We start from the raw sequence: 26,671 nt of genomic DNA, 5'->3' as shown, positions 1-26,671 counted from the left end.
GGGTGAGACAGCGACCTGAACGAATTTCTCCCGCAGCGCCCTCGATTTTCCCAACGAATAGGATCTTCTTGCTAGCTTCATATATCTGAAGCCTACCCCAACAGAAAATGAGGTGAGTGCCTTGTCCTCGCGCAATAAATACGTCTCGCTGCTCGCGTTCACCGCTCCGGCGTTGCTTTTTTATATCGCGTTTTTGCTGATCCCGATGATCGGGGCTTTCTACTACAGCTTCACCGATTGGAACGGGCTGAACCGCGATTACGATCTGATCGGGTTCGCCAACTTCGTCGAAGTGTTCAAAGACGACCCGGACTTCGTCAACTCGCTGCTGTTCACGCTGAAATACGTCGTCGTGATGGTCGTGCTGCAAAACGTGCTGGCGCTGTTCCTGGCGGTGCTGATCGAATCGCGGACCCGCTCCAAAGGGCTGTTCCGTACCTTGTTCTTCATGCCGAACATGATCAGCGTCATCATCAGCGCGTTTATGTGGACGTTTATTTTTTCCCAGGTGCTGCCGCAGATCGCGGAAAAAACCGTATTCACGTTCCTCAACCAGTCGTGGATCGGCGATCCGAATTTCTCTTTTTACTCGATCCTGATCGTTTCGCTCTGGAACGGGGTCGGCTATATGATGATCATCTATCTGGCCGGTCTGCAAGGCGTGCCGCAATCGCTGAAAGAAGCGGCGGTGATCGACGGGGCGAACGCGTGGCAACGGTTCCGCAGCGTGACGCTGCCGATGATTACGCCCGCGATCACGATCTGTTTGTTCCTTACGCTCAACAGTTCGTTTAAAGTGTTCGAAGTCGTGTACGGCTTGACCGGCGGCGGGCCGGGACGCAGCACGCAGGTGGTCACGATGAACATTTACGAAGAAGCGTTTTCCAACAACTTCCGGTACGGGTATGCCAGCGCCAAGTCGATCATCCTGTTCGCGATGGTGCTCATTTTGACCTTGATCCAAGTCAGCATCACGAAAAAGCGGGAGGTGGAAGCATGAGCCGCAGATTTTCGAACGTCCTGATCAATACGCTGCTGACGGTCTGCGCCGCGGTCACCATGTTCCCCGTCTATATGGCGCTGGTCAACTCGGTCAAAACGCAAGGGCAGATGTTCGAATCGGTCATGGCGCTGCCGACGGAATTCCATTTCGAAAACTACAGCCAGGCGTTTCACCAGATCAATCTGCTCGGCAGCACGCTCAATTCGATCATTGTGTCGCTCGTCGGAATCGGCGGCATCATTTTCACGGCGGGGCTGGCAGGGTACAAGTTGTCGCGCACGCCGGGCCGATTGAGCGGATTTATTTTTATCATGTTCGTGTCGTCGATGCTCGTGCCGTTCCACTCGATCATGATCTCGCTCACCCGTGTTGCCAAAACGCTTGGCCTTCAAGGCAGCACCTGGGGACTCGGCATCATCTATATCGGGCTTGGCGTCAATATGGCGATCTTCCTGTATCACGGGTTCGTAAAATCCGTCCCGCGCGAGCTGGAAGAATCGGCGCAAATGGACGGCTGCGGCGAATTCCAGACGTATTTCCGCATCATTTTCCCGTTGCTGCTGCCTATAACGGTGACGATCGGCATTCTCGACTTCCTGTGGGTCTGGAACGATTTCCTGCTGCCGCTGCTCATGCTGACCAACGTCGACCGCTACACGCTGATTTTGTCCACCAACATGCTGTTCGGGGAGTACAACAAAGAATGGTCGCTCATCCTCGCCGCGCTGGTGCTGACGGCGATTCCGGTGGTTATTATCTACGCGTTTTGCCAGCGGTTCATTATGGAAGGCATTACGGAAGGCGCGGTGAAAGGCTAAACGACGCAACCGAGAACGGAAAGCTTTTTTCGGAAAAAGAAAACAGACCGCAGCGAAGAAACTGAAGCGCTTGCAGGACATCCGGCGACACGTCTCGAAAAGATTACGGACAAGGCTGACGGTGCGCCTGACGATAATCGGGGCAAGCCGCAAGGAAGAAGCCAAAGCGCAAGAACGGCATGAATGCCCGCCAGCCTTCAGTCCCGCAAGAAGAAAGGACGGATCACGACTATGGAACGTCTGCACTACGGAGTCGCTTATTACGATGAATATATGCCTTACGAGCGGCTGGACAAAGATATCGAAATGATGAAAGCGGCGGGCATCACGGTCGTCCGTATCGCGGAATCGACGTGGAGCACGCATGAACCGCAAAACGGCGTGTTCGACTTCAAATCGGTGGATCGGGTACTGGACGCCATGCACAAAGCAGGCATTGACGTCATTATCGGGACGCCGACCTATGCGATCCCGCCCTGGATGGTGCGCGAGCACCCGGAAGTATTGGCGGTTACGAAAGACGGTCCCGGCAAGTACGGCGCCCGTCAGATCATGGATATTACAAGTCCGGTGTACCTGTTCTACGCGGAACGCATCATTCGCAAGCTCATCGGCCGCACCTGTGCGCATCCGGCGGTGATCGGCTATCAGATCGACAACGAGACGAAGCATTACGGAACGGCAGGGCCGAACGTGCAACTGCAATTCGTGAAAGCGATGCGGAAAAAATTCGGCAACGATCTGAGTGAGTTGAATCGACGTTTCGGGCTGACGTACTGGAGCAACCGGATCGAAGCGTGGGAAGATTTCCCGTCGGTGCTGGGCACGATCAACGGCAGTCTGGGTGCGGAATTTGCCCGGTTCCAGCGGCAACTCGTGACGGACTTTCTGGCGTGGCAAGCGGAAATCGTCAACGAATATAAAAAGCCGGGGCAGTTCGTTACGCATAACTTCGACTTTGAATGGCGCGGCCATTCGTACGGCGTGCAGCGGGACGTGGACCATTTTAAAGCCGCCAAATGTCTCGATATCGCCGGCGTGGACATCTACCATCCGTCGCAGGGCGAGCTGACCGGAGCGGAAATTTCGTTCGGCGGAGACATGACGCGTTCGCTCAAGCAGTCGAATTATCTGGTGTTGGAGACGCAGGCGCAAGCTTTTCCGCATTGGACGCCGTATCCGGGCCAGCTTCGGCTGCTCGCGTTCAGTCATCTGGCATCCGGGGCGAGCATGGTCGCATACTGGCACTGGCATTCGATCCACAACTCGTTCGAGACGTATTGGAAAGGACTGCTCAGTCACGATCTTCAGCCGAACCCGATCTATAATGAAGCGAAAACGATCGGAGCCGACTTTGCGCGCCTGAGCGAATCGCTGTCCGGCCTGCGCAAAATCAACCGAGTCGCGATGTTGGTCAGCAACGAAGCGCTCAGCGCGATCGACTGGTTTCCTTTGCCGGGCGGGACGAATTACAACGACGTCGTGCGCCGCTGCTACGACGCGCTGTACAAGCTGAATATCGGCTGCGACTTCGTCTATCCTCAGACGGACGCCAAAGCGCTGGACGAATACGATCTGCTCGTCGTGCCTGCTCTCTACAGCGCGCCGGACGAACTGCTGAAGAAGCTGAACGACTATACGGAAAAAGGCGGCCATATCGTCTACACGTTCAAAAGTGGGTTTACGAACGACGACGTGCAAGTGCGGACAAGCGTGCAGCCGGGACTCATCGAGCGCGCCTGCGGCGTGAATTACCAACTGTTTATCGAGCCGAAAAACGTCCGCGTCCGACTCACGGGCGATCTGTTCGGCGCGATCGACCAAGCGGACGGCGTCGAGACGTGGATGGAGCTGCTCACGCCGACGACGGCGGAAGTGTTGGCGCGGTACGACCATCCGCAGTGGAACGAGTATGCCGCGATCACGCGCAATACGTTCGGGCAAGGCACCGCGACGTACATCGGCTTCCTGCCGGAAGAAAAGCTGCTGTCGGGACTGTTCGAGCAATTGCTGCGCGATATCGGCTTATGGGGACCGGATCAGAAGCTGTCTTTTCCGCTGATCGTGAAATCCGGGATCAACCGCGCGGGCTGCCGGGTGCGTTATTTCCTGAACTATTCCGACGAGTCGGCGGAATTCGAATACGGCTACCGCGACGGGCGCGAACTGCTGTCGGGCGACGATATCCGGCACGGCCAAATGCTGCGCCTGCCCGGCTGGGGCTTCGCGATCGTGGAGGACCGCGAAAGCGCGGCCTGCTCGTCGGCGATCGAAGACGGGGTAGCGAAAGACTGATCGGCGCATACCGCGAACACTCGCAACACGATAAATCCCGCGACAGGAATCGAACGATCGAAAAGTTCGCCGAATCGGAACAAACGGAAAGTCTCGCTCGAATCGCGGTCCGCGCCGCGATCGAACGAGGCTTTTTTGGCGAAGATCGAGCCTGACCGCAGCACGCCGCACAAGCCCCACATCGACGGGAAAACAACGATCTATCGCGATTGCGCGAAAACTGCCGCCCAATCGGAAAATCAACGCAACGACGTCGGGACGTCTACCTTTTTCCGCCGCGTCGCGTTATGATGATGAAACGAAATCGGCTGGAAAGCAGACAAAGGCCGAACCGAACAAAGGAGGTTTTCAACAATGGAAACGAATGAATACATAGTGAACGGCGACGAATTGACGGTTACGATCCGCGTGCCGGAAACGTGCACCGGAACGCGCTTCGACCGCACCGGATGGATCACGCAGGTGCGGCTGGAGAGCGCGGGCATCGACTTTTGCGTACCCGAGAGCCTGATCGCCGGACAAGGCACGGGCGGCGAAGGATTATCCGGCGAGTTCGGTATCGACCAAGCGATCGGCTATGACGAAGCGGTTCCGGGAGAGACGTTCGTCAAGCTGGGGATCGGCGCGTTGACGAAGATCGACGAAGAAGGCTATAATTTTGCCCGCACCTATCCGGTGGAAGCGTATGAAGTGCGAACCGAAGTCGGCCGCAGCGAGATTCGTTTTACGATGAACGTGCCCGAACATAATGGTTACGCCGCCAAGCTGGTCAAAAAAATCCAAATCGACGGACGCCGTCTGCATGTGCATTACAAGCTGGACAATCTGGGTTCGAAAAAAATCTCCACCAACGAATACGTGCATAACTTTATGGGTATCGGCGGTCATGCGGTCGGGCCGGATTACGTGCTGAACCTGCCGTATGCGCCGAAGCTGAACATCCTGGGCGACGGCGGCGTGGAGGACAAGCTACAACTGTCGCCGGATCGGGTGACCTGGAACGCCGAAGCGGGCGGAGAATATTACGCGCTATACGAAGGATTCGCGAACGGCGAAGATCCTTATTGGGAACTACGGCATACCCCGAGCGGAGCGGGCGTAAGCGAAAGCGGCGATTTCGACGCGGCGAAGCTCGGATTATGGGGCGCGGGCCACGTCGTGGCGCCGGAGGTGTTTATCGATTTGGAGCTGGAAGCGGGAGAAAGTAGGGAGTGGGTGCGGACGTACGCGTTTTGGGCCTGAAAAGGCTCAGCACTTATAGTGAAAAACGCGTCGCCGAATTCCGGCAGCGCAACCCCCATTCATGATTCCCCACCCCATTCTGTGTTAAGCTAATCATATAGACCGGTTCGGAAAATCTCGGCCCGGCAGCGTTTAATCGCGAAGGAGGATGTTCGATGATTGTGATTCATGCCGATATGCAGATCAAGCCGGAGAAAAGGGAAACTTTTCTTCAAACGGTTCAACCGCTCGTAGCCGGGTCGCAAGCCGAAGAAGGTTGCCTGCGCTATACGCTGACCCAAGACGTGGCGAATCTCAACCGGTTCACCATGATCGAAGTCTGGACAGACCAAGATGCGGTAGATCGCCATAATGCCTCGTCGCATTTTACCGGCTTCTTTAAAGTTTCGACCGACTTCTTTGCCTTGCCGCTGAAAGCCGAGAAATTCACTGCGGCAGACGTTTAAACCGAGAACTCACCATACAGGGGGATAGATCATGGGCAAAAAGGTTAATTTGTATCTGATTCGGCACGGAGAGACTTATCTCAACCGTTATAAAAGAATGCAAGGATGGTGCGACAGCCCGCTGACGGAAGAAGGCAAGGTTGTGGCGGTCGCGACAGGAGAAAAGCTGGCGGATACCGTTTTTACCCACGTATACACGAGCGATTCGGGTAGAACGCTGGAGACGGCGGAGCTTATATTGAAAGAAAACAAGCATCCCGTTCCGGTGATCAAGCGGACGAAGGCGTTTCGCGAAACGTTCTTCGGCGGCTTCGAAGGCGAGTATTCCCAAGTGGCGTTGAAGCAGATCGCGGAAGTGGGCGGCATCGGAAGCTTTGACGAGCTGCGTCAACAATTCACGGTCAAGGAAGTCGCGGATCTGATCAAAAAGGCAGACCCTTACGGTCACGCGGAAAGCTTCGACGAACTGTGGACGCGTATCCAGGGCGGACTGGAAGAGGTGGTCGGTCTCGATTACGAGGACGAAGCCAATATCCTGATCGTTTCGCACGGCAACACCATTCGCAATATCGTCAGCCAACTGTGCGAGGAAGTGGACGCGTCGGTCGAGATCCGCAACGCGAGCATCACGATTTTGCAGCATGTGGATCAGGAGTACGGAATGGTTTGTTTTAACCAGTAATCCGAAAAGGGCAGCCGCGGCTGCTCTTTTTTTTGGTGTTCCAAGCGTTTTCCGACTCTCTGACAGTGCCGGAGAAATTGAAGGTTTAACTTCGGCGGCGTTTGCTTTACACTTTTTTGCAAGCGGTTACAAAAAAGAACGGGCAAGAGGGGGCCAGACAGATGCAGCGCAACAAGACGAGTATCCTCTTTTTCAAACGGTTGATTAAGTATTTTCTGATCTTGGCTATCCTCATTCTGATGATGGCTCCGTTGTATGTCAAATCGTATGATTTGGCCAAGCGGCTGACGATCGAAAAAAGTTCGGCTCGGTTGCACGACGGAATCGGGGTGTTGGAACGGCAGGTACTGCGGGCGCAAGAGATCGGAAATCTGCTCAGACAGGAAGAAAGTTTCAAACGGTTGTTCTTTTTGCAAGGGGAGCCTTCGAGCGCTTATTATTACGATTTCGAACGGCTGCAAACCAAGCTGAAAAGCTTGTCGCTGACGCAGGATCTGTTCTCGAACGCTTATATCGCTTTTCGCGACAATCCGGTTTTCGTATCCAATTCGCTGTCTTCGGATAACGCGGACGATGTTTACCGGCGTTATTACCGCTATCCCGGCATGACCGTGCAGGAATGGAAAACGATGTTGTTCGGCAAAACGGACGTTTTCCGTATCTTGCCGTCCAAGGCGGTGCATTCTTCCTATTACAGCCGAGACGACTTTCAGGCGATGACGGTGCTGATCAATAACTCCTATTATAATGCGCTGGATGTTAAAAGCGTGCTGGCAATCGACATCAATACGGAAGATATCGCGAAGCTGCTGCTGTATGAGGAACAGCTTGGCGATCATCAGGTATACCTGACCGATCTGGACGGCAATCTGTTATTGGCAAAAGGGAGCGAAGCGAGCGCGTCGCAAGCCGATACTCTGCAAGAAGTTCTGACGAAACAAACATCTACAGGCGAGCCGAAGGAAGACGCAATCGAGCTGAATTCACGGCAATACGTGACGCTGAGCGACGTAAGCGCTCGATTGGGCATTCGCGTCGTCGTCGCGATTCCTTCCAGCACATTCGAGACCAATATCGATGCGCTGATGGAACTGGTGGTGACGTATGCGGCTGCGGGCGCGATCGTCGTCGTGCTGCTGGCCGTCCTGTTTTCCATGCGCGAAACGTTGACGCTCCGGAAGTTGGTGCAAACGGCGGGAACGTTGAGCCAGGTGAATTTTACGACGCTGAACGAATACAAATACATGGATCGCGCATTCACGCGCATTCGTTCGATCAATGAAGAACAGCTGGAACGAATCGAGGCCTTGAACATTTCGATTCGCTATTCCGTACTCAAAAATCTGCTGGTGCTCGGCTTGCATACGCAGCGCGAGCTGGAAGAAGCGATCGATTGTTTCGGCGATACGTTCGAACGGTTTTGCATAGCCAAGGCAAGGTGGAGTACGGAAGAGAACAGAGAGGAGCGAGACGAGGCGAACCCCGCTGCGTTGCGGCCCAATCCGGGCATCGAGTTGGAAAAAGTGCTGCGGACGCTGCCGGATTACGGCGTGTTGGCGCTTCATGTTCACGCAAACGAAGCGATATTCGTGCTGTTCGGCAAAACGGAGGAACAAGGTTCCGTTCGGGAGCTCGGAGACCGATTATCCGGTATGCTGCGGACGTTGAGCCGCGATGTTCCGTCGGCCGCAATCATCAATATCGGGTTGAGCGGAATCAAAAGCGGATTGAAGCAAGCCAGACCGGCGTATGAACAGGCGCAATACGCGTTGTCGCTTCATGAGAACGGCATCTCCAGCGGCGTGCATGTTTTTGAGCGATCGGGCAGCGGGGAAGGCGGGCCGGAATTCGACCATACGATCCCGCTCAAGCTGCATGACGCGTTGATTGCGGGAGAAGAGCGCGGCGCGGAACAGATTTTTGCCGATGCGTCGACTCAGATGGCCGTCCATGCGCGAACCGAACAAGAACGGCTGCAAATTTTCTTTACCGTCAGGCAAACCGTATCCAATGCTTACAAAGTAATGCGTCTCGGCAACGGATACAAAGAAGAAACGAAGGCAGAGGCACTCCCCGAATATGACCAAACGAAAGACGTATTCAAGCTTTTCGGCGAACTGGAACAAACCGCTCTGGAGCTATGCAGGTCGGTGATCGGTCGGAAAAAAAGCAACAACGACCGATTGAAAGCGGATATTTTGAATTATATCGCGGAGAACTATGGAGACTCGTCGCTGTCGGCGGGGAAGATTGCTGCGGAATTGATGTTGTCGGAGAAATATGTGTTTTCATTCGTGAAAGAGCAGACCGGCAAAAGCCTGGGCAAATATATCGAGGAGCTTCGTCTGGAACAAGCGGAACGTCTGCTGATCCAAACCGACGAGCCGAACAGCGCCATTTTGAAAAAATGCGGCTTCGGCAGCGAAAATACCTTTTATCGCGCTTTCTCCAAAAAACACGGCGTCACGCCGTCGAGTTGGAAAGAAACGCACCGCAAGCTTACGCCGTGACGGAACGAAAAGAAAATGCCAGTGCCCGGATCGGACGCTGCGACAGCGATCGCAAAAGTGCCGGTTCCGCGAAACGGAAACGTTGTCTACATTAAAATTGTAAGCGATTTCAAAAAAAGAAGGAGGAACACAAGTTGAGCATACGAACGAGATACGGGGCATGGCGAAAAGGAACGGCATCGGCTCTGGCTGTGATCTTGGCGGGAATGCTGCTGTCGGCCTGTGCTTCGGGCAACGAGCAGGAATCCGCGCCGGCCGTAGGCGAAGACGGGCGTCCGATTATTACGGTTGCGGTGCAGGCCAATCCCAACGTCGAAGATTACGAAACCAACCATTATACCAAGCGGATCGAAGAAGCGATGAACGTGGACCTGCAATTCATGGAACTGCCGAGCCAGGCCGAGGAAGCGATCACCAAGCTGTCTTTGATGGTATCGTCCGGCTCGAAGCTTCCCGACGTGATCAATGTGTATTTGAACGAGTCGACGATCTACGATTACGCGGCCAAAGGCGTATTCATCAAACAGGACGATTATCTGAACAACGCCGAGCTTGCGCCCAACTTCAACGCGATCCCGGACAAAGACTTCGTGTACAACGCGATGAAGCTGGCGGACGGAAGCGTCTACTCGCTGCCGCGCCACAACGTATACGAATGGAACGAAGGCTCCAACCGGGCGTGGATCAATGCCGATTGGCTGGACAAACTGAATCTGGAAACGCCGCGAACGACAGAAGAACTGTATAGCGTATTGAAAGCATTCGCGGAACAGGACCCTAACGGCAACGGCAAAAAAGACGAAATCGGCATGGTCGGCTCCACGAACGGCTGGTCGCAGAACGTGCGCGTGTTTTTGATGAACGCGTTCTTGTATGCCGATCCGGCGAAAGGGTACCTGGACGTGCAGGACGGCAAAATATTCCCTTCGTTCACGCAGCCGGAATGGAAAGAAGGACTGGAATACATGAACCGATTGGTCGCCGAAGGGCTGCTATCCCCGTTGTCGTTCACTCAGGACGAGACGCAGATGAAGGCGCTCATCAACGTGCAGGGCGGCATGGCGGGCGTCGTTCCGGCCGGAAGCTACAGCGCGTTCGGAGCGGAGCTGGAGAATCATATGACGCTGCTTGCGCCGGTCAAGGGCCCTGACGGATTCTCCGCAACGCCCTACAGCCCGTCGATGCCGACGCCGCTCTGGTTTATTACGAAAGACGCGGCCGACCCCGAACTGGCTTTCAAAGTCGGCGATTACTTGCTTGATCCGGAAATGTCCAAAGTCAGCCGTTACGGCGAAAAAGACGTGGACTGGAGCGAAGATCCGTCGATCACCGCGCAATATCTCGGCCCGTTCGAAGAAACGGAAGGCATTCCGACCCAGTTGGCGGATCTGAATCCGGGTATCTGGAACAATCCGCAAAACAAAAATTGGAACGACGCGAATCCGGCTTACCGCTCCTTAGAGACGAACAATTCGGCTTCCAATATGAAAAAAGACGATGCCGCGGCCGCGCCCAACTGGCAGCCCGCTTACGCGGACGGATACGTAACGGCGTTTCCCGAAGAATCGATCTCCAAACTGAGCTATACGCCGGAAGAATTGAAGCAAATCGCGGATAGCAAAACGGCGATCGATAACTACGTCAACGAAAGCGCCGTCGCGTTTATCACCGGCAACCGTCCGATGTCGCAATGGGATTCTTATCTGGAGGAACTGAATAAGATAGGGCTGGATGCTTATCTGGAAGTGGCTCAAGCGGCTTACGACCGATCGCAGGCTCAATGAGCGTGACTTAACAGGTCCGCAAGGACCGGAACGGGAGGATGCCGATGACATCCCAACCTTTGCCGCCGGGCCGGGCGAAAAACGGTTCGAAAAAAAGCATCAGATCCGGTTGGCAGATGTATTTGTTCCTGCTGCCTGCCGTCGTTTATATCGTTATATTCGCGTACGTTCCGATGGCCGGCGTACAAATCGCGTTCAAAGAATACGACTTCACCAAAGGCATCTGGGGCAGCGAATGGGTCGGACTGGACAATTTCCGCCGGTTTTTCGAATCGTATCCATTCTGGACGATCATTCGCAATACGCTGCTGCTTTCGCTGTACAGCCTGGTCATTTCGTTTCCACTGCCGATTTTGTTCGCGCTGTTGCTGAATTCGTTTATCGGGCAAAAATTCAAAAAGATCGTGCAGTCGGTCTCGTATATGCCGCATTTCATTTCCACCGTCGTGATCGTCGGCATGCTGGTGCAAATCTTCAATCCGAGAACGGGCGCTTTCGGTTCGCTGTATACCTTTTTTACCGGAAACGTGATGCCCGACGCGTTCGCGAATCCCGATCTGTTTCCGCATTTGTACGTATGGTCGGGAATCTGGCAAGGCATCGGCTGGAGCAGCATCATCTATATCGCCGCGCTGTCGTCGGTCGACGAGCATTTGCACGAAGCGGCTCAGATCGACGGCGCTTCCAGGCTTCAGCGGGTGCGGCATATCGATTTCCCGTCTATTTTGCCCACCGCCACGATCATGCTGATTTTGGCGGTCGGGAATCTGATGGATATCGGCTTCGAAAAAGTCTTTCTGATGCAAAACGATCTGAATCTTTCCAGCAGCGAAGTGATTTCGACGTATGTGTACAAGGTCGGGTTGACCATCGGCGCAGGCGACTTTTCTTTCGCGACGGCAATCGGCCTGTTCAATTCCGTGATCAATTTCGTGCTGTTGATTATCGTCAATTTCGCCGCCAGACGGATGGGGAACGCGAGCTTGTGGTAAAGGCGCTCCCTTTTCTCAACAAAGAAAGCAAGGAGGAACGATATGGGCACAGCTCGGGCCAAACGAACGTCAAAAGCCGAACCCGGAGCCAAAAAGGTCAAGTTCTCCACCCATCCGGCTTCGGACAAAGTTTATTACGTGTTTTCCGGCATCATTTTAACCAGTATCCTGATCGCTGTCGCGTATCCGTTAATTTATGTGCTATCGGCTTCGTTTTCGTCAGGCACGGCCGTCTCCTCGGGACAGGTGCTACTATGGCCGGTCGATATCAGTTTGGAAGGTTACCAGGCCGTGTTCAAAAACAAAGATATTCTGCGTTCGTACGGCAACACGTTTTTGTATACGATCCTCGGGACGTTTATCAATGTTACCGTCGTGATGACATGTGCGTACGCGCTGTCGAGACCCGGGCTTAGAGGCCGTAACTTTTTTATGATTTTGTTCACGTTCACCATGTTTTTCAGCGGCGGGTTGATTCCTTTTTACATGCTGATGCGTAATTTGCACCTGATCGATACGATGTGGGCGATGGTGCTTCCGGGCGCTTTGTCCGTGTACAACATGATCATCGCCCGGACGTTTATCCAATCTTCGATTCCCGGCGAACTGGTCGAGGCGACAAGCATGGACGGGTGCAGCGATATACGCTTCTTTTTCTCTTTCGTGCTGCCGTTGTCCAAAGCGGTTATCGCGGTCATCACGTTATTTTCCGCCGTCGGCCACTGGAATGCGTATTTCAATGCCCTGATGTATCTGAATGACCGTTCGCTTTATCCGCTACAGGTCATTTTGCGGGAAATTCTGATTATGAATCAGGTGGACGTCAGCATGATTATGGACCCCGAGCTGCAACAGGCGAACGTGCAGGCAGCGGCCGTGCTCAAGTACGCGTTGATCGTCGTGGCGACGCTGCCGATTCTGTGCGTGTATCCGTTTATTCAAAAGTATTTCGTCAAAGGCGTCATGATCGGATCGTTGAAAGGATGAACCGGATGAACAAACGAACGCAAAAGACATGCCCGGAGAACCTGCTGCGCAAGCTGGACGATCTGGAGAATCCTGCGGACTTTGAACCGACCGGAACGGATCGAAGTATCTATCTCGACTTGATGGAGCATGCGTTGGACGGCTGGCGGCGCGGGCAAACGGCAGGCGCGGACACGGAAAAAGACGGCCTTCAGGTTCGTTCCCGCGTATTGTCGTGCCTGGGCGGGCTGATCGCTGCGGGACGAAAACGGGGAGAACTGGGGATGTGGGAAGACCTGATGGACCGGACATGCGGCGATCTGCCGAAACGCGGGGATAACGGATATGCCGGGCCGGAAACCGATTTTGCCGTGAAAGAGCTGATGCTGGCGCTGCGTGCGATGCGACCCCGGGTACCGCCCGAAAAATGTGCAGGGTGGAAAAACAAGCTTGGACAAATCGAGCCGGAACGCCATTACGCGTCCGTGCTCGGTCGCGTATCCGGCAAAGAAGCGCTGCATAATATCAACATTTATAATATGACGGGCGAATATTTGCGCGAAGCGGAAGGGTTGACCGATAGCGCCGATTATTTTGCCCGGCATTGGCCGACGCAGCTGGAGCGTTTTGACGAGAACGGCATGTACCGGGACCCCGGCAGTCCGATGCTGTACGATCTGACGGTTCGGGCCCATATCGGATTGCTGCTCGGATCGGGCTACGGCGGAGAGTTCCGCGAAGCATTGGACCGGAATATCCGGCAGGGAGGGTTGATGTCGCTCTTTATGCAGTCGGCGGCGGGTCAGGTTCCGTACGGCGGGCGAAGCAGTCAGTTCAATTTCAACGAAGCGCTGCACGCGGCGGTTTGCGAATATGAAGCGGTACGTTACGCGAAACTGGGCAATCTCAAAGCAGCGGGTGCGTTCAAACGCAGCGCCAAGCTGGCGGTTCGATCCATTTTACGCTGGGTGCGTCCCGAAGGCGGCGGACTTCCCCGGCATCTGAAAAACAACTACGATCCGCTATCGGAATACGGCGCGGAGCCTTACGGGCATTACGCCAAATATATCGTCAGCCTGGGCAGTTTCGCCTATATGGCTTGGCTGGCTGCGGATGACGGGATCGAAGAATCGGTTTGCCCCGCGGAAGCCGGCGGATACGTGTTGCGAACGTCGGATTCTTTTCATGCCGTCTTCGCCAATGCGGCCGGCCGTTCGATCCAGATCGATCTTTGCGGCAGCGCCGGATACGACGCGACCGGGCTTGGGCGTTACCACCGGGCTGGACGGCCTGCCGAGCTTGCATTGTCGGCGCCGTTCGCCGCAAATGCCGCTTATCATTTGCCGGGAAAAGCAGGTTCTTCGGATGCCTGTATCGGGCCAGGATGGATGACGCCCGACGGTAAACTTGTTTTTTTGGCGGAGCTGCGGGATGACGGACTGGAGAGCGAAGTCGAGTTCGAGCGGGCGGAGGCGTCGGAGGTCGTGCTGCGGATCGGGTACTCGGGACCGGCGTTAACGCAAAAAGGGATCTTCGGGATCGAAGAGAAGCATACGCTCTCCAAGCGGGGGTTGGAGATTGCGTGCCGGATCGTGACGATCGGCTGCAGGGCAAACGGGGCAAAGCCTGAAGCGTATTACCGGGTTCCGTTATTGGCCGAGAACGGCGGGGACTATACGGTTTGCGAGGTCGTTGCGCCGAAGACGGATGAAGAGCCGGAACGGCAAAAGGCGCAGGAAAGAGAATGCGAGACAAAACGGGGGAACGATTATACTCTGGCGCGGCTTGCCGACGTCCGCCTCGGCAAGAACGTCTACCGCGTGAGCGCGAACGCGGTTCCGGTCGGACAATCCGAAAGCGCGAACCGAAACGGCGTGTATACGTTGTTCACGCTGCGAGCGGCCGGAGAGGAGATAGCGCTGGAGCTGGATATGGATACGTTCGGAGCGCAGTGAGAAGCGTGAAGCAGGAAGCGCGAAAAACGGCAATGTGAAGCATGAAGAGTGGCATAGTGAAGGAAAAGAAACGGTAAAATGAAGAAAAAATGTACGTGATTAAATTTGCGCATACGCTCCAAAGCGAGCGTATGGTTCGGAAAACGCAGCGAAACAAAGCCGAACCCTGTTTCGTCTCCGGGACGAATCGGGTTCGGCAATGACAAACGTATCCGGTTCGGATCGAAGAACGGATCAACGCGCAGTCGGATGATCATGGGCTTCCAGTCCTTTGACCGAATTAAATATAAGGTCTACGTTACCGCAAACACATATGCTTCAAGCGAGTTTTCGAGGAGCGTAACCTAACCTTATGATCGGTCAAGGTACTGGTATCGAATGGGTTTAATCAGACTACGCCTTTTTTCAAAATGATATTCCCGTATAGCGCTTCTTCGCCGGTCATCACGACGGCGTAGGCGCTTTTGGCACGTCCGTAAAAGGCGAAACGTTCTTCGAACGCCAGCGTGGCCGAAGCGTCATGGCTTGCGACGATCCCGCGGTACGTGTCCCAGACCGTGGGCACGACAGGGTCGCCGGGTACGACGCTCATCAGCGCGGCTTGATGTTCGGCGTACGGGTCGAGCGGCAGCAGTTCCAGGATCGCGTCCAGCAGCGGCGGGATACCGATGCCGTCGCAGCGGATCACGTTAGAATGCAGCGAGTGTCCGGGGAAATTGGCATCGGCGAGCACGATTTCGTCGCCGTGACCCATTTTCATCAAAGCATGTACCAAGTCGGGAGACAGGATTTTGGGGATTTTTTTTAGCATATCGGCATGGTCTCCTTCAGTCCTAAAATCCGTAAAACGAACGTAGCGCGACCAACTCGTCGATTCGGTGCTTGGGCAGCTCGCGTTCGCCGCCGATCATACGCGTCAGGAAAGTTAGCTTAGCCGTGTATTCGAGGCGCTCCATGTTCATGTAGGCGTCCATCACGCTTTTGCCCCAAGTCAGCGCGCCGTGGCTTTCGAGCAGAACGGCTGTTTTTTTGCCGAGAAAAGGCATGATCGAATCCGGGATTTCTTCCGTCGACGGGGTACCGTATACGGCCAGCGGAATATCGCCCATCGCGATAACGGATTCCGGCATCATCATTTTGTCGAGCGCTTCGCCTTTGATCGCGAACGCGGTGGCGTAAGGCGGGTGAGCGTGCACGACGCCTTTCATTTCCGGCAGTTCGCGGTAGACGCGCAGATGCATTTTGACTTCGGTAGAAGGGCGGTAGCCTTCGGACGCTTCGACGATCTCGCCGTCCAGATTGACTTTTACCAGCATATGCGGCTCCAGATAACCTTTGCTGACGCCGGTCGGGGAAGCCAGAATTTCCGTGTCCGACAAGCGGGCGGAAATATTGCCGTCGTTGGCGGCGATAAAGTCTTTGTTGAACAGATTGCGGCCGATATCGCAAATTTGCAGGCGCAGCAGGCGCTCGCGTTCGGCGGGGTCGACGACGGTATAAGGATCGGTCATGGGTGGATGCTCCTTTTCGATTGAATCGGGTCGGGTCGAGCAGAGTCAAGCACAGCACCGTAGAAATGGAAAATCTGCTCATTTGGTCAACATTTTGCGCGAAAAAAGACTGGAAATCGTAAAATGTGAGCGTTTGGTCAACAATTTGGGCGTAAAATTCGAATAAATGCCCGAAATGAACGAAACTGTTGACGTTACGTCATAAATTTGTTGTGAACGCCATGATTTGAGCAAAAATGTGTGCGTATGGTCAACATTTGTTGCAGAATTTTGCTTTGCGATATAGGATGCGGGCAGAATCGGACGATGGACGATGGACGATGGACAATTCATAGGCTCGGCATCGCAACACGTATAGCGCCCTTAACGCTTGCGTTTTGACTTTGGCGCTCGTGTTCAGTTCGTGCGGGCGTGCGGTTCGAAGCGTTGTAAAGTGAACGAACGCTCGATAATCTCCGCTCGCTGAGTAAAATCCAGCTCGCCCAATGCGGCAAGTTGGATCAGCGCGCTGCCTGCCGCGCTGGCTTCTACAGGGCCGGCGACGACGACGCGGCCGATGCGCTCCGCCGTCAGGCGGCAGAGCAGCGCGTTGCGGCTGCCGCCTCCGACGAGATGGACCGCGGCGATGGCGCGGCCGGAGACGATCTCCAGTTCGTCGATCGCTTGGCCGTAAGCGTCGGCCAGGCTTTCCAGCACGAGGCGCGCGATCTCGCCGGGGCTGCCGGGAACCGGCTGCCCGGTGTCCCGGCAGTATTGCCGGACCCGCTCCGGCATATCGCCCGGAGCGGCAAAGCGCGGATCGTTCGGGTCGATCCGCGAATCCGCAGGGCCTGCGGATTCCGCCAGCGACACGAGGTCCGCGTGGCTGAAGTGCCCGCCTGCGGCGTTCCAGTGCCTGCGGCATTCTTGGAGCAGCCACAGGCCCGTGATATTTTTGAGCAGGCGGTTACCGCCGCCGTAACAAGCTTCGTTCGTAAAGCCGCGCTCGAAAGCGGCTTGCGTCAACACCGGCCGAGGCGTCTCGATACCCGCGATCGACCAAGTGCCGCAGCTTATAAAAGCGGCGCTTTCAGCAGAACCGTTCCAATCAAAAGCCGGTTCGTCGTACTCGCGCGGGCTGTCCGCCGACGAGGGTATATCCGCCTTTTTCGACTCCCCCTGTTTGGACGGCTGATCTTTTTGAGGCCTCGTAAAAGCACTGTCTCGGTAAGGAACCGCCGCCACCGCCGAAGCGGTATCGTGCGAGGCCCCGGCGATGACTTGCATGGGTCCGCAGCGCAGCTCGGCTTGCAGATCCGGGCGCAATTCGCCGAGTACGGTTCCGGCGGGTACGATCGGGGCGATCAGCTCCGACGTAATATCCAGCTTCTCCAATATGGCAGTGTCCGCTTCGTTTCCGCCCGCCGTCAACAACCCGCTGGTACTCCAAATTGTTCGTTCCGAGGCTTTCACCCCGGACAGTTCATAATGGAACAAGTCCGGCATCATTAGAATGCCTGAAGCACGCTCGCGTAACTCCGGCGTTTCTTGCAGGTCGGCAAACCATTGATAAACGGTGTTGATGATATCCGGTTGGTTCCCTGTCCGTTGGAATTGCTCGCTTCGCGGAATAAGGCGTTCCAGCGCCGTGGCATGCTTGTTCATCCGGGTATCGCGGTAATGATGCGCTTTGCGCAGCAACTCGCCGCCTTGCCCGATCCATCCGTAATCGACGCCCCACGTATCGACGCCGATGCCGAGAAGATTTTGCTTTTCCGCTGTTTTACTTTGAAGCCCGGTGTCGCCCTCGGTTCGATCGACGAGCCGACCTTCGCTTACAACCTCGGCTGCGGCGATCGATATTCCTTTTTTGATCTCTTTTAACAACCCTTCGACATCCCAATACAAACCGCCCTGTTCCTCGATCGGCACATTGTCGAAGCGATGCGCCTCGCGCAGCTCCAACCGAAAGCCGTCGAAGCTTGCGAGCATGACCCGACCCGAGCTTGCGCCCAGATCGACGGCCAGCACTCTTTTAATAGAAGAGTTTTCCGATTCCGCATGTGTGTGATTGCGTTTATCCATAGGGCGCTACCCGCTAGAGAGGATTCAATACAGCGGGCCGAAGTTCCGGCACGCCGCGTAATCCGCCGCTTCCAGATTATCCGTGCCGAACAGCGACCAGACGCGCGGCCGGAACACGTCTTTTTCCTCCACGTTGTGCATGCTGACCGGAATCCGCAACATAGACGCGAGCGTGATCAGATCGGCGCCGATATGGCCGTAACTGATCGCGCCGTGGTTGGCTCCCCAATTGTTCATCACGTCGTAAACGCTGGCGAACGCGCCTTTGCCCGTCAGCTTCGGCGCGAACCACGTCGTCGGCCACGTCGGGTCGGTCCTCTCGTCCAGCGTGCGGTGCACGTCTTCCGGCAGATCGACCGTGTAGCCTTCCGCCAGTTGCAGCACCGGACCGAGACCTTTGACCAGATTCAGCCGCGCCATCGTAACCGGCATGCCGCCGCGCGTCAGATAGTCCGTCGAAAAGCCGCCGCCGCGGAAATATTCCTGCGAAGCCGGGCGGAACAACGTTTTTTCCAGACTCGCCTTCACTTCTTCGTCCGTCACGTCCCAGAACGGCTTGATCGCGGGCTGGCCGCCGATTTGCTGCTCGCCGGTTCCGTCAAGCGCCGCCGAACCGGAGTTGATCAGATGCAGCAGTCCGCCTTCCGCCGCGCCGACCAGCTTATGTCCGGTGACGCGCTCGACCGCCGACGGGCTCCAGAACGTGCGCACGTCCGCGAAAATCTGCGCCGTGCCGGTCAGCAGATGGTTGAACAGCATGACGACGCCGTTGAGGCTGTCGTTTTCCGTCGCTACGATATACGGCGCGCGGCGTCCGTTCCAATCGAACGACGAATTGAGGATCGTTTCCATAAAGTCGCCGTTCGGGAAATGGTCCGTCCACTGCCGTTGTCCCTGGAATCCGCCCGCGATCGCAAAGTGACCGTTGGACTCTTCTTCGAACCCCAGTTCTTTGAGCCGCGGATTTCCGACCATCAGGTCGCGCGCGATCAACGTCATTTTGACCACGAATTCCCACTGCTTATTCTGCTCGTCTTCGCTAATAATCAAATGTTCCGGGTTGTTGTTGGGACCGAGCTTGCAGTTCGCCTTCGTCCAAGCCAGCGCTTTTTCATACTCGTCCTTGTCGTAAATGCCTTCCTCGATCCGGCGGATAAACTCCGACATATCGACGTATTCGTTGCGCATCCCCAGATAATGCTGGAACAGCGTCTCGTCCACGATCGAACCCGCGATGCCCATCGAGACGGAGCCCATGGACAGATACGCTTTTCCCCGAATCAGCGCGGCGGCGAGAGCGGATTTGGCAAAACGCAGCAGCTTGGTCTGCACGTCCGCCGGAATCTCTTCGCTGCCCGAATCCTGCACGTCTTCGCCGTAGATGCCGAACGCCGGAATGCCTTTTTGCGCGTAAGCCGACAGCACCGCCGCCAGGTACACCGCGCCCGGACGCTCCGTGCCGTTGAAGCCCCAGACCGCGTGCGGGATCGAAGCGTCCATGTCCATCGTTTCCGAGCCGTAACACCAGCACGGGGTCACGGTGATGGACACGCCGACGTTTTCGCGCTTGAACTTGGCCGCCGCCGCCGAAGCTTCCGCTACCCCGCCGATCGTGCTGTCCGCAATGACGCATTCCACGGGCGAGCCGTCGGGATAACGCAGATTATCCTGCAAAAATGCGGCCGTGCGCCGCGCCATGCCCATCGTTTGTTCTTCCAGCGATTCGCGCACGCCCCGGCGTCTGCCGTCGATGGTCGGGCGAATTCCGATCTTGGGATACTGCTTGATAACGGTGGATGACATGATGTTCCTCCTTGGGATTTGGGAAATAGTAATCTTCAATCCGAACGGCTAGGCTCATGTGAAAAGTATACGCTTTCAAAAATTCGATCAAGCTGATACCTTTCCTTACGCGCGACAGGTTCCAAATACACAACGACTTGACTCTCTTCTTTATCATCTTAAAAGGACAAACTTTTAAAGTCAACAAAAATACCACAATAAAAACGTTTGAAATGTGGTTTTGTTGATTGTATTTGATTTTAACTTCTGTTTTTTGTGGGATTGGATAATTTGATTTATACAAAAATTATATTTGGTTTTATCGAAAAATCACTCTAAAAGTTTGCCGCGTAAAACCGATGAAAGAACTAGAAAACAGACAAGGTATTCAGGCTTGATTTCGAACAGCGGAGGGGTAGACAACAATGAAGAAAAAGAAAGCGGTACTTTTTTCGCGCACGTGGATTGTTTTGCTTATTTTTATGCTTTTGGCTCAAATCGCCGTGCCTCGCGGTTATGCGGATTCCGTTTCCGAATCGTTCACGGTAAAAAGTCTGGAAGACTTGCCAACATCCTCAATGTACGACGCGGCTTACGGCAATCAGGTGTACGTGGCGGTCGGCGCCCAAGGCGCGCTTATCAAATCCAGCGATGCCGATCATTGGCAGACGGTCAAAAGACAAACGGACAGCACGTACACGGGCGTAAGCGATTCGAAAAATTTTAGCTTCAACGGAGTCGAATACGCAAACGGATTGTTCGTGGCGGTCGGAACGAACGGAGTGATTTTGACATCGCCGGACGGAGACAACTGGAGCCAACGTTCTTCGGGCACCAGCGACTTTTTGAGGACTGTCGATTATTTAACGTTTAACGGCAACGGAGCTTTTTACGTGACTTCTACCGGTAAATATTTGACTTCCACGAACGGAATCGACTGGACGGCGGTTACTCCTACCGGAGTTGGCAGCAGCGACTATCTAATGCAGGCGACTGTCGGGAATAACGGCACGCGCTTGGCGTTCGCGAGCGACCAAGGCAAAGTGTACTCCTCCACGAACGGAACGACTTGGACCAGCGCGATTCCTAAAAATGAACGGGGTTTTGGCGCCATAGGGATGAATTTCTTTCAATGGTTGAATGATCGTTACTTTGCTATTGATATTAGCGGATACATCTGGACCTCGACGGATTTGTCGACGTTTACGCTTCTCGGAGCTTCTTCGCCTTCAAAACAAAATTTTAATGATAGTTCCAAACAAATGTTTACAGGGTTTTACGACGGAACACTTTACTATTTATTCGGTTACGAAAACGGCTTTTACGGGACGGTCTATACATCGCCGGATGCCGCAACTTGGACCAAGCAGCTATACGAACGAGAGTTCCTCGCTTCAAACTCCGAGTTCATCAACGGCAAATATTTTTTGTTCGGCAATGAAGGGATAAGTATTTCCAACACCGGATCAAACTGGGCGTACAAGTGGGGAGGAACGTTCCGGGACATGCTTTACGACGGATCGAAGTATGTGGCGGCGGGCGTGTGGGGAAGCAACGGAGCGATCTGGACTTCGACCGACTTGAGCGTTTGGACGCCGCATACGTTCGCGGGAGACGTCGGATCGTTCAAATCTGTAGCTTACGGCAACGGAAAATACGTAGCCGTCACCGAAAATTATCACTCGGCTACGAAAGTCGCGGTATCGAATAACGGCACGACATGGAATATTTATTCCAGTCTGTCCGGAAACGAACAGCTGACCGATGTCATCTACGCCAACGGAATGTTCGTCGCGATCGGTCAAGGGGGTTCGAATCAGGCGGTTATCGAAACGTCGGCTGACGGCATCACTTGGACTTCGGCGTCTCTTCCGGTTACTTCGTTGAATACGATCAGTGCGATTACGTATGCGAACAATCAATTTGTCGCATTGGGAAATGCGTTTGATCCAAATACCGGAAGGCCGACGGCAGCCGCTGTGCTCACATCGACAGACGGAGCCAACTGGACGGAACGTTCCGGCGGCTATCCGTTGCAAACCGATACGCTCATGAGTATCGGTTACGACGGCAGCAAGTATGTAATGACCGGTTACGATGCCGATAACTACATGCAATTTTCGCGGACTTCAACCGACCTGAGCAGTTGGTCCACCGCTTCCGGAACCGGTGGCAGCAGTTTGTTCGAGTCTTCGACGCTGGCCGTGAAAGACAGTTACTTATACAACCTCGGAGCAGATAACGACTATATCGCAACGTTGTACACATCGGGAGATGAAGGCAGCACTTGGAATTCCGTCGCGGCTATCCCTCCGGCAGCGTTTGCTTTGGCCGTCGTCAACGTAAACGGCAAGATCGTAGTGTCGGGAGTCAATAAACTGGTGCTGGTCGGCGGAGCAAGCATACAGTCTTCGTCGATCAGTCCGGGAACCGCCAATTTCGATAAAAAGACCTCCGCTCAGGCGGACGTGACGGTGACGTTGACGCTGAACGGCAACACGTTCACCAGCATCGCGAACAACGGTGTGACGCTGACAGCGGGAACGGATTACACTCTGAGCGGCAATACGGTGACAATCAGCAAGTCGTATCTGGCGCAGCAGCCGGTCGGCACGACGAACCTGACATTCAACTTCAGTGCCGGATCGTCTCAAAATCTGGCGGTTACGGTCAGCGACACTACACCGAATGATAGTCAATTGAGCGCAACGACGGCTTCTTTTGATAAAAAGACCTCAGCTCAAGCGGACGTGACGGTGACGCTAACATTGAACGGCAACACGTTCAGCAGCCTCGTCAATAACGGCGTAACGCTGACTTCCGGAACGGATTACACTCTGAGCGGCAACACAGTGACGATCAGCAAGTCGTACCTGGCGCAACGGCCGGTCGGTACGACAAACCTGACGTTTAACTTCAGCGCCGGAGCGCCGCAAAACTTGGCGGTGACGGTCGGCGACAGCACGCCGCCCGCTCCGAACGATAGCCAGTTGAGTCAAACGACGGCTTCTTTCGATAAAAAGACATCGGCTCAAGCGGACGTAGCCGTGACGTTGACGCTGAACGGAAATACGTTCAGCAGCCTGACGAACAACGGCGTGACGTTAAACGCCGGAACGGATTATACCTTGAGCGGCAACACGGTCACGATCAGCAAGTCATACCTGGCCCAACAGCCAGTCGGCACGACAAACCTGACGTTTAATTTCAGCGCCGGAGCGCCGCAAAACTTGGCGGTGACGGTCAGCGACAGCACGCCGCCCGCCCCGAACGATAGCCAGTTAAGCACCACAACGGCTTCTTTCGATAAAAACACATCGGCTCAAGCGGACGTAGCCGTGACGTTGACGCTGAACGGAAATACGTTCAGCAGCCTGACGAACAACGGCGTGACGTTAAACGCCGGAACGGATTATACCTTGAGCGGCAACACGGTCACGATCAGCAAGTCGTACTTGGCCCAACAACCAGTCGGCACGACGAACCTGACGTTTAACTTCAACGCCGGAACGCCGCAAAACTTGGCGGTTACGGTCAGCGACACTACACCGCCGCTGCCGACCGATAGCCAGTTGAGCACAACGACGGCTAATTTCGATAAAAAGACCTCAGCTCAAGCGGACGTGACGGTGACGCTGACATTGAACGGCAACACGTTCAGCAGCCTCGCCAATAACGGCGTAACGCTGACTTCCGGAACGGATTACACTGTGAGCGGTAACACGGTGACGATCAGCAAGTCGTATCTGGCGCAACAGCCAGTCGGCACGACGAACCTGACATTTAACTTTAGCGCCGGAACGCCGCAAAACTTGGCAGTCACGATCAGCGATACTACGCCGTCTGCTCCCAATGATAGCCAGTTAAGTACCACAACGGCTTCTTTCGATAAGAGATCGAATGCTCAAACCGACGTAGCCGTAACGCTTACGCTGAACGGCAATACGTTCATCAGCCTCGCGAACAACGGCGTGACGTTAAACGCCGGAACAGACTACATCGTGAGCGGCAACACAGTCACGATCAGCAAGTCATACCTGGCGCAGCAGCCGGTCGGCACGACGAACCTGACGTTCGACTTCAGTGCCGGAGCGCCGCAAAACTTGGCGGTCACGGTGAGCGACACTACGCTGCCCGCTCCGACCGATAGCCAGTTGAGCACAACGACGGCTAATTTCGATAAGAGATCGAATGCTCAAACCGACTTAGAAGTAACACTCACGCTAAACGGCAACACGTTCACCAGCCTGACAAACAACGGCGTAACGCTGACGGCCGGAACAGACTACACCGTTAGCGGCAACACAGTCACGATCAGCAAGTCGTACTTGGCCCAACAACCAGTCGGCACGACAAACCTGACGTTTAACTTCAACGCCGGAACGCCGCAAAACTTGGCGGTCACGGTCAGCGACACTACACCGCCGCTGCCGACTGACAGCCAGTTGAGCACCACGACGGCTTCTTTCGATAAAAACCCGTCGGCTCAAACCGACGTATCGGTCATGCTGACGCTGAAAGGAAACACGTTGCTCAGCATCACCAACGGCGGCTCGACGGTGAATCTCGGCACCGACTATACGATACAAGACGGAACGGTCACAATCAGCAAGTCGTATCTGGCGCAACAGCCGGTCGGCACGACGAACCTGACCTTTAACTTCAGCGCGGGGGCGGCGCAGAATTTGGCGATCGCCGTCAGCGACAGCACGGCTCCGGTTTCGTTCGAAGCGCCTGTGCTGACAGCCGTTACCGCAGGCAACCGGACAGCACTCCTGCAATGGAATCCGGTCGACGGCGCGGTCGGCTACCAAGTGTATCAGACGCTTAAACCGGGCGACTACGATACCAAACCGGATACGGTAAATGCGTCGCTCCGAAGTTACGAAGCGAAAAATCTCAACAACGGCACGACTTATTACTTCGTTGTGAAAGCCGTATTCAACAACGGAATCAGTTCCGCTTCCAACGAGCGAAGCGCCGTGCCGACAGCGGCTCCGCAAGCTCCGACCAACGTTGCGGCAACCGCGGGCGACGGACAAGCCAGCGTGTCGTTCACCGCTCCGCTCGATACCGGAGGCAGCCCGATCCTGCGTTACGAAGTGGTCAATAATGCAGGGCAAGTCGCGGCGACCGGAACGACCAGCCCGATCGTCGTAACCGGACTTGCGAACGGCAGCAGTTATGCGTTCACGGTCAGAGCCGTCAATGCGGCGGGAACAAGCGAAGTCTCGGCGGTATCCAATGCCGTAACGCCTAGAGCCGTTTCCGGCGGCAGCGGTTCGACGAATCCGGTAACTTCCGGCGGTTCGACTTCGACCGGCACGCCGACGCCCGCGACGACCCAGCCCGTATCGACCTCAAGCGGAGTCGATATTCTGATTAACGGCCGCACCGAGAAGATCGGCATGTCCAATACCGAGACGACAAGCGGAAGAACTACCACGACCATTTCCGTCGACGCGTCGCTGTTGCAACAAAAATTGACTGCCGAAGGCAACGGCGCTCTGATTACCATTCCGTTGGTCGGCAATACGTCCAATACGGTCGTCGGCGAGCTGACGGGGCAAATGGTCAAAAACATGGAGCAAAAACAGGCCGTGATCGAACTCAAAACCGATCAAGCGACCTACACGCTGCCGTCTAATCAGATTCAAATCGACTCGATCTCCCGTCAACTCGGTCAAGCGGTCTCGCTCGGCGATATCAAGGTTCAGATCGAAGTGAGCACGTTGACCGACAGCATGATGCAGATCGTGAAAAACTCGGCCGCCCGGGACGGATTCACGCTCTCGGCCGATCCGCTGGACTTTACGGTGCAAGCTGTCTACGGCGACCGCACGATTCCCGTTACTTCATTCAATGCCTACGTCGAACGGACGATCGCGCTTCCTGCGGGAATCGATCCAAGCAAAATCACGACCGGAGTGGTCGTGGAACCGGACGGATCGGTGCGGCACGTGCCGACGCGCGTGACCGAAACGAACGGCAATTATTTCGCGACGATCAACAGCTTGACCAACAGCGCGTATTCGGTGGTCTGGCATCCGTTGGAGTTCAAGGACGTAGCGAATCACTGGGCAAAAGAAGCTGTCAACGATATGGGTTCGCGCCTTGTCATTAACGGAACGGGCGACGACTTGTTCAGCCCCGACCAAAATATCACGCGCGCGGAATTCGCGGCTATCGTGGTACGCGGGCTGGGCCTGAGACTGGATAGCGGCAGCACTTCGTTCAGCGATATCCAATCTTCGGACTGGTACGCTTCCGCTGTCCGCACAGCCGCAAATTACGGATTGATTCAAGGATATGCGGACGGAACGTTCCGTCCGAACGACAAGATTACCCGTGAACAAGCTATGGCGATCATCGCCAAAGCAATGCGCATTACCGGCTTGACCGACAAGCTTCCGGCGACGGATTCGGCAGCCGTTATCGGCGGGTACGCCGACGTGGATCAGGTGGCGGCATGGGCGCAAAGCGACGTCTCGTCCGTGATCCAAGCGAATATCGTGACGGGCAGAAGCAACCTGCATCTGGCTCCGAAAATGAATATGACGCGTGCCGAAGTCGCGGCGGTGATCGAGCGTCTGTTGAAAGTGTCCGGTCTGATCTGATCCG

17 protein-coding genes are annotated in these 26,671 nt (G+C 55.1%); 13 read left to right on the top strand and 4 right to left on the bottom strand.

All coding sequences use genetic code 11. The features are described 5' to 3' along the window. Nucleotides 1–121 precede the first annotated feature (121 nt). The 12 genes from WKI47_RS14270 to WKI47_RS14215 all read left to right on the top strand — a co-directional run bounded on the left by WKI47_RS14270 (nt 122) and on the right by WKI47_RS14215 (nt 14,693). A complete protein-coding gene (locus WKI47_RS14270; RefSeq protein WP_340227819.1) occupies nt 122–1,000 on the top strand; it encodes a sugar ABC transporter permease in 879 nt (292 codons plus the stop codon). After that, nucleotides 997–1,821 (top strand): carbohydrate ABC transporter permease, encoded by an 825-nt coding sequence (locus tag WKI47_RS14265; protein ID WP_340227818.1) that lies wholly within the window; start codon nt 997–999, stop codon nt 1,819–1,821. The genes WKI47_RS14270 and WKI47_RS14265 overlap by 4 nt, the downstream gene beginning before the upstream one ends. A 231-nt stretch (nt 1,822–2,052) precedes the next feature. After that, a complete protein-coding gene (locus WKI47_RS14260; RefSeq protein ID WP_340227817.1) occupies nt 2,053–4,116 on the top strand; it encodes a beta-galactosidase in 2,064 nt (687 codons plus the stop codon). A 135-nt stretch (nt 4,117–4,251) separates the two neighbouring features. Further along, nucleotides 4,252–4,407, top strand: a complete 156-nt coding sequence (locus WKI47_RS14255; protein ID WP_340227816.1) for a hypothetical protein — start codon at nt 4,252–4,254, stop codon at nt 4,405–4,407. A 63-nt stretch (nt 4,408–4,470) separates the two neighbouring features. Next, on the top strand, nt 4,471–5,358 hold the full coding sequence (locus WKI47_RS14250; RefSeq protein WP_340227815.1) for a hypothetical protein: 888 nt from the start codon (nt 4,471–4,473) through the stop codon (nt 5,356–5,358). A gap of 155 nt (nt 5,359–5,513) precedes the next feature. Beyond that, a complete protein-coding gene (locus tag WKI47_RS14245) occupies nt 5,514–5,804 on the top strand; it encodes a putative quinol monooxygenase (RefSeq protein ID WP_340227814.1) in 291 nt (96 codons plus the stop codon). Nucleotides 5,805–5,835: 31 nt separating this feature from the next. Next, entirely contained in the window at nt 5,836–6,486 is a 651-nt protein-coding gene (locus WKI47_RS14240) for a histidine phosphatase family protein (RefSeq protein ID WP_340227813.1), read from the top strand. Between the two features lie 161 nt (nt 6,487–6,647). Further along, entirely contained in the window at nt 6,648–8,996 is a 2,349-nt protein-coding gene (locus WKI47_RS14235; protein WP_340227812.1) for a helix-turn-helix domain-containing protein, read from the top strand. Nucleotides 8,997–9,130: 134 nt separating this feature from the next. Continuing rightward, on the top strand, nt 9,131–10,780 hold the full coding sequence (locus WKI47_RS14230) for an extracellular solute-binding protein (RefSeq protein ID WP_340227811.1): 1,650 nt from the start codon (nt 9,131–9,133) through the stop codon (nt 10,778–10,780). 44 nt (nt 10,781–10,824) lie between these two features. Continuing rightward, nucleotides 10,825–11,772 carry an ABC transporter permease gene (locus WKI47_RS14225; RefSeq protein ID WP_340227810.1) on the top strand — a complete coding sequence of 316 codons (948 nt, stop codon included), beginning with the start codon at nt 10,825–10,827 and terminating at the stop codon, nt 11,770–11,772. A gap of 42 nt (nt 11,773–11,814) precedes the next feature. After that, nucleotides 11,815–12,759: a carbohydrate ABC transporter permease gene (locus WKI47_RS14220; RefSeq protein WP_340227809.1), complete on the top strand. Its 945-nt coding sequence runs from the start codon at nt 11,815–11,817 to the stop codon at nt 12,757–12,759. Between the two features lie 5 nt (nt 12,760–12,764). Continuing rightward, nucleotides 12,765–14,693, top strand: a complete 1,929-nt coding sequence (locus tag WKI47_RS14215) for a hypothetical protein (protein WP_340227808.1) — start codon at nt 12,765–12,767, stop codon at nt 14,691–14,693. 388 nt (nt 14,694–15,081) lie between these two features. On the opposite strand, the gene fucU is transcribed toward WKI47_RS14215, so the two are convergent. The 4 genes from fucU to WKI47_RS14195 form a co-directional block, all read right to left on the bottom strand. Beyond that, a complete protein-coding gene (fucU, locus tag WKI47_RS14210; protein WP_340227807.1) occupies nt 15,082–15,504 on the bottom strand; it encodes an L-fucose mutarotase in 423 nt (140 codons plus the stop codon). A 22-nt stretch (nt 15,505–15,526) separates the two neighbouring features. Further along, nucleotides 15,527–16,204, bottom strand: a complete 678-nt coding sequence (locus tag WKI47_RS14205) for a class II aldolase/adducin family protein (protein WP_340227806.1) — start codon at nt 16,202–16,204, stop codon at nt 15,527–15,529. Nucleotides 16,205–16,600: 396 nt separating this feature from the next. Next, on the bottom strand, nt 16,601–18,268 hold the full coding sequence (locus tag WKI47_RS14200; protein WP_340227805.1) for a rhamnulokinase family protein: 1,668 nt from the start codon (nt 18,266–18,268) through the stop codon (nt 16,601–16,603). Nucleotides 18,269–18,292: 24 nt separating this feature from the next. Beyond that, nucleotides 18,293–20,071 carry an L-fucose isomerase gene (locus tag WKI47_RS14195; protein WP_340227804.1) on the bottom strand — a complete coding sequence of 593 codons (1,779 nt, stop codon included), beginning with the start codon at nt 20,069–20,071 and terminating at the stop codon, nt 18,293–18,295. 404 nt (nt 20,072–20,475) lie between these two features. Here WKI47_RS14195 and WKI47_RS14190 point away from each other — a divergent pair, with 404 nt between their 5' ends. Continuing rightward, nucleotides 20,476–26,667 carry a X2-like carbohydrate binding domain-containing protein gene (locus WKI47_RS14190; RefSeq protein ID WP_340227803.1) on the top strand — a complete coding sequence of 2,064 codons (6,192 nt, stop codon included), beginning with the start codon at nt 20,476–20,478 and terminating at the stop codon, nt 26,665–26,667. The last annotated feature ends 4 nt before the right edge of the window (nt 26,668–26,671 follow it).

This window comes from Saccharibacillus sacchari, from assembly GCF_037722395.1.
GTDB lineage: Bacteria > Bacillota > Bacilli > Paenibacillales > Paenibacillaceae > Saccharibacillus > Saccharibacillus sacchari_A.
Note: the sequence above shows the minus strand (reverse complement) of the source record. Positions and strands in the feature narration are given on the sequence as shown.

What these genes read in the sequence shown, in the direction of transcription:
- WKI47_RS14260 (WP_340227817.1), top strand. Translation starts at nt 2,053, where the DNA reads ATGGAACGTCTGCACTACGGAGTCGCTTATTACGATGAATATATGCCT.
- WKI47_RS14190 (WP_340227803.1), top strand. Translation starts at nt 20,476, where the DNA reads ATGAAGAAAAAGAAAGCGGTACTTTTTTCGCGCACGTGGATTGTTTTG.
- WKI47_RS14240 (WP_340227813.1), top strand. Translation starts at nt 5,836, where the DNA reads ATGGGCAAAAAGGTTAATTTGTATCTGATTCGGCACGGAGAGACTTAT.
- WKI47_RS14205 (WP_340227806.1), bottom strand. Translation starts at nt 16,204, where the DNA reads ATGACCGATCCTTATACCGTCGTCGACCCCGCCGAACGCGAGCGCCTG.
- WKI47_RS14250 (WP_340227815.1), top strand. Translation starts at nt 4,471, where the DNA reads ATGGAAACGAATGAATACATAGTGAACGGCGACGAATTGACGGTTACG.
- WKI47_RS14215 (WP_340227808.1), top strand. Translation starts at nt 12,765, where the DNA reads ATGAACAAACGAACGCAAAAGACATGCCCGGAGAACCTGCTGCGCAAG.
- WKI47_RS14195 (WP_340227804.1), bottom strand. Translation starts at nt 20,071, where the DNA reads ATGTCATCCACCGTTATCAAGCAGTATCCCAAGATCGGAATTCGCCCG.
- WKI47_RS14235 (WP_340227812.1), top strand. Translation starts at nt 6,648, where the DNA reads ATGCAGCGCAACAAGACGAGTATCCTCTTTTTCAAACGGTTGATTAAG.
- WKI47_RS14265 (WP_340227818.1), top strand. Translation starts at nt 997, where the DNA reads ATGAGCCGCAGATTTTCGAACGTCCTGATCAATACGCTGCTGACGGTC.
- WKI47_RS14225 (WP_340227810.1), top strand. Translation starts at nt 10,825, where the DNA reads ATGACATCCCAACCTTTGCCGCCGGGCCGGGCGAAAAACGGTTCGAAA.
- fucU (WP_340227807.1), bottom strand. Translation starts at nt 15,504, where the DNA reads ATGCTAAAAAAAATCCCCAAAATCCTGTCTCCCGACTTGGTACATGCT.
- WKI47_RS14200 (WP_340227805.1), bottom strand. Translation starts at nt 18,268, where the DNA reads ATGGATAAACGCAATCACACACATGCGGAATCGGAAAACTCTTCTATT.
- WKI47_RS14220 (WP_340227809.1), top strand. Translation starts at nt 11,815, where the DNA reads ATGGGCACAGCTCGGGCCAAACGAACGTCAAAAGCCGAACCCGGAGCC.
- WKI47_RS14245 (WP_340227814.1), top strand. Translation starts at nt 5,514, where the DNA reads ATGATTGTGATTCATGCCGATATGCAGATCAAGCCGGAGAAAAGGGAA.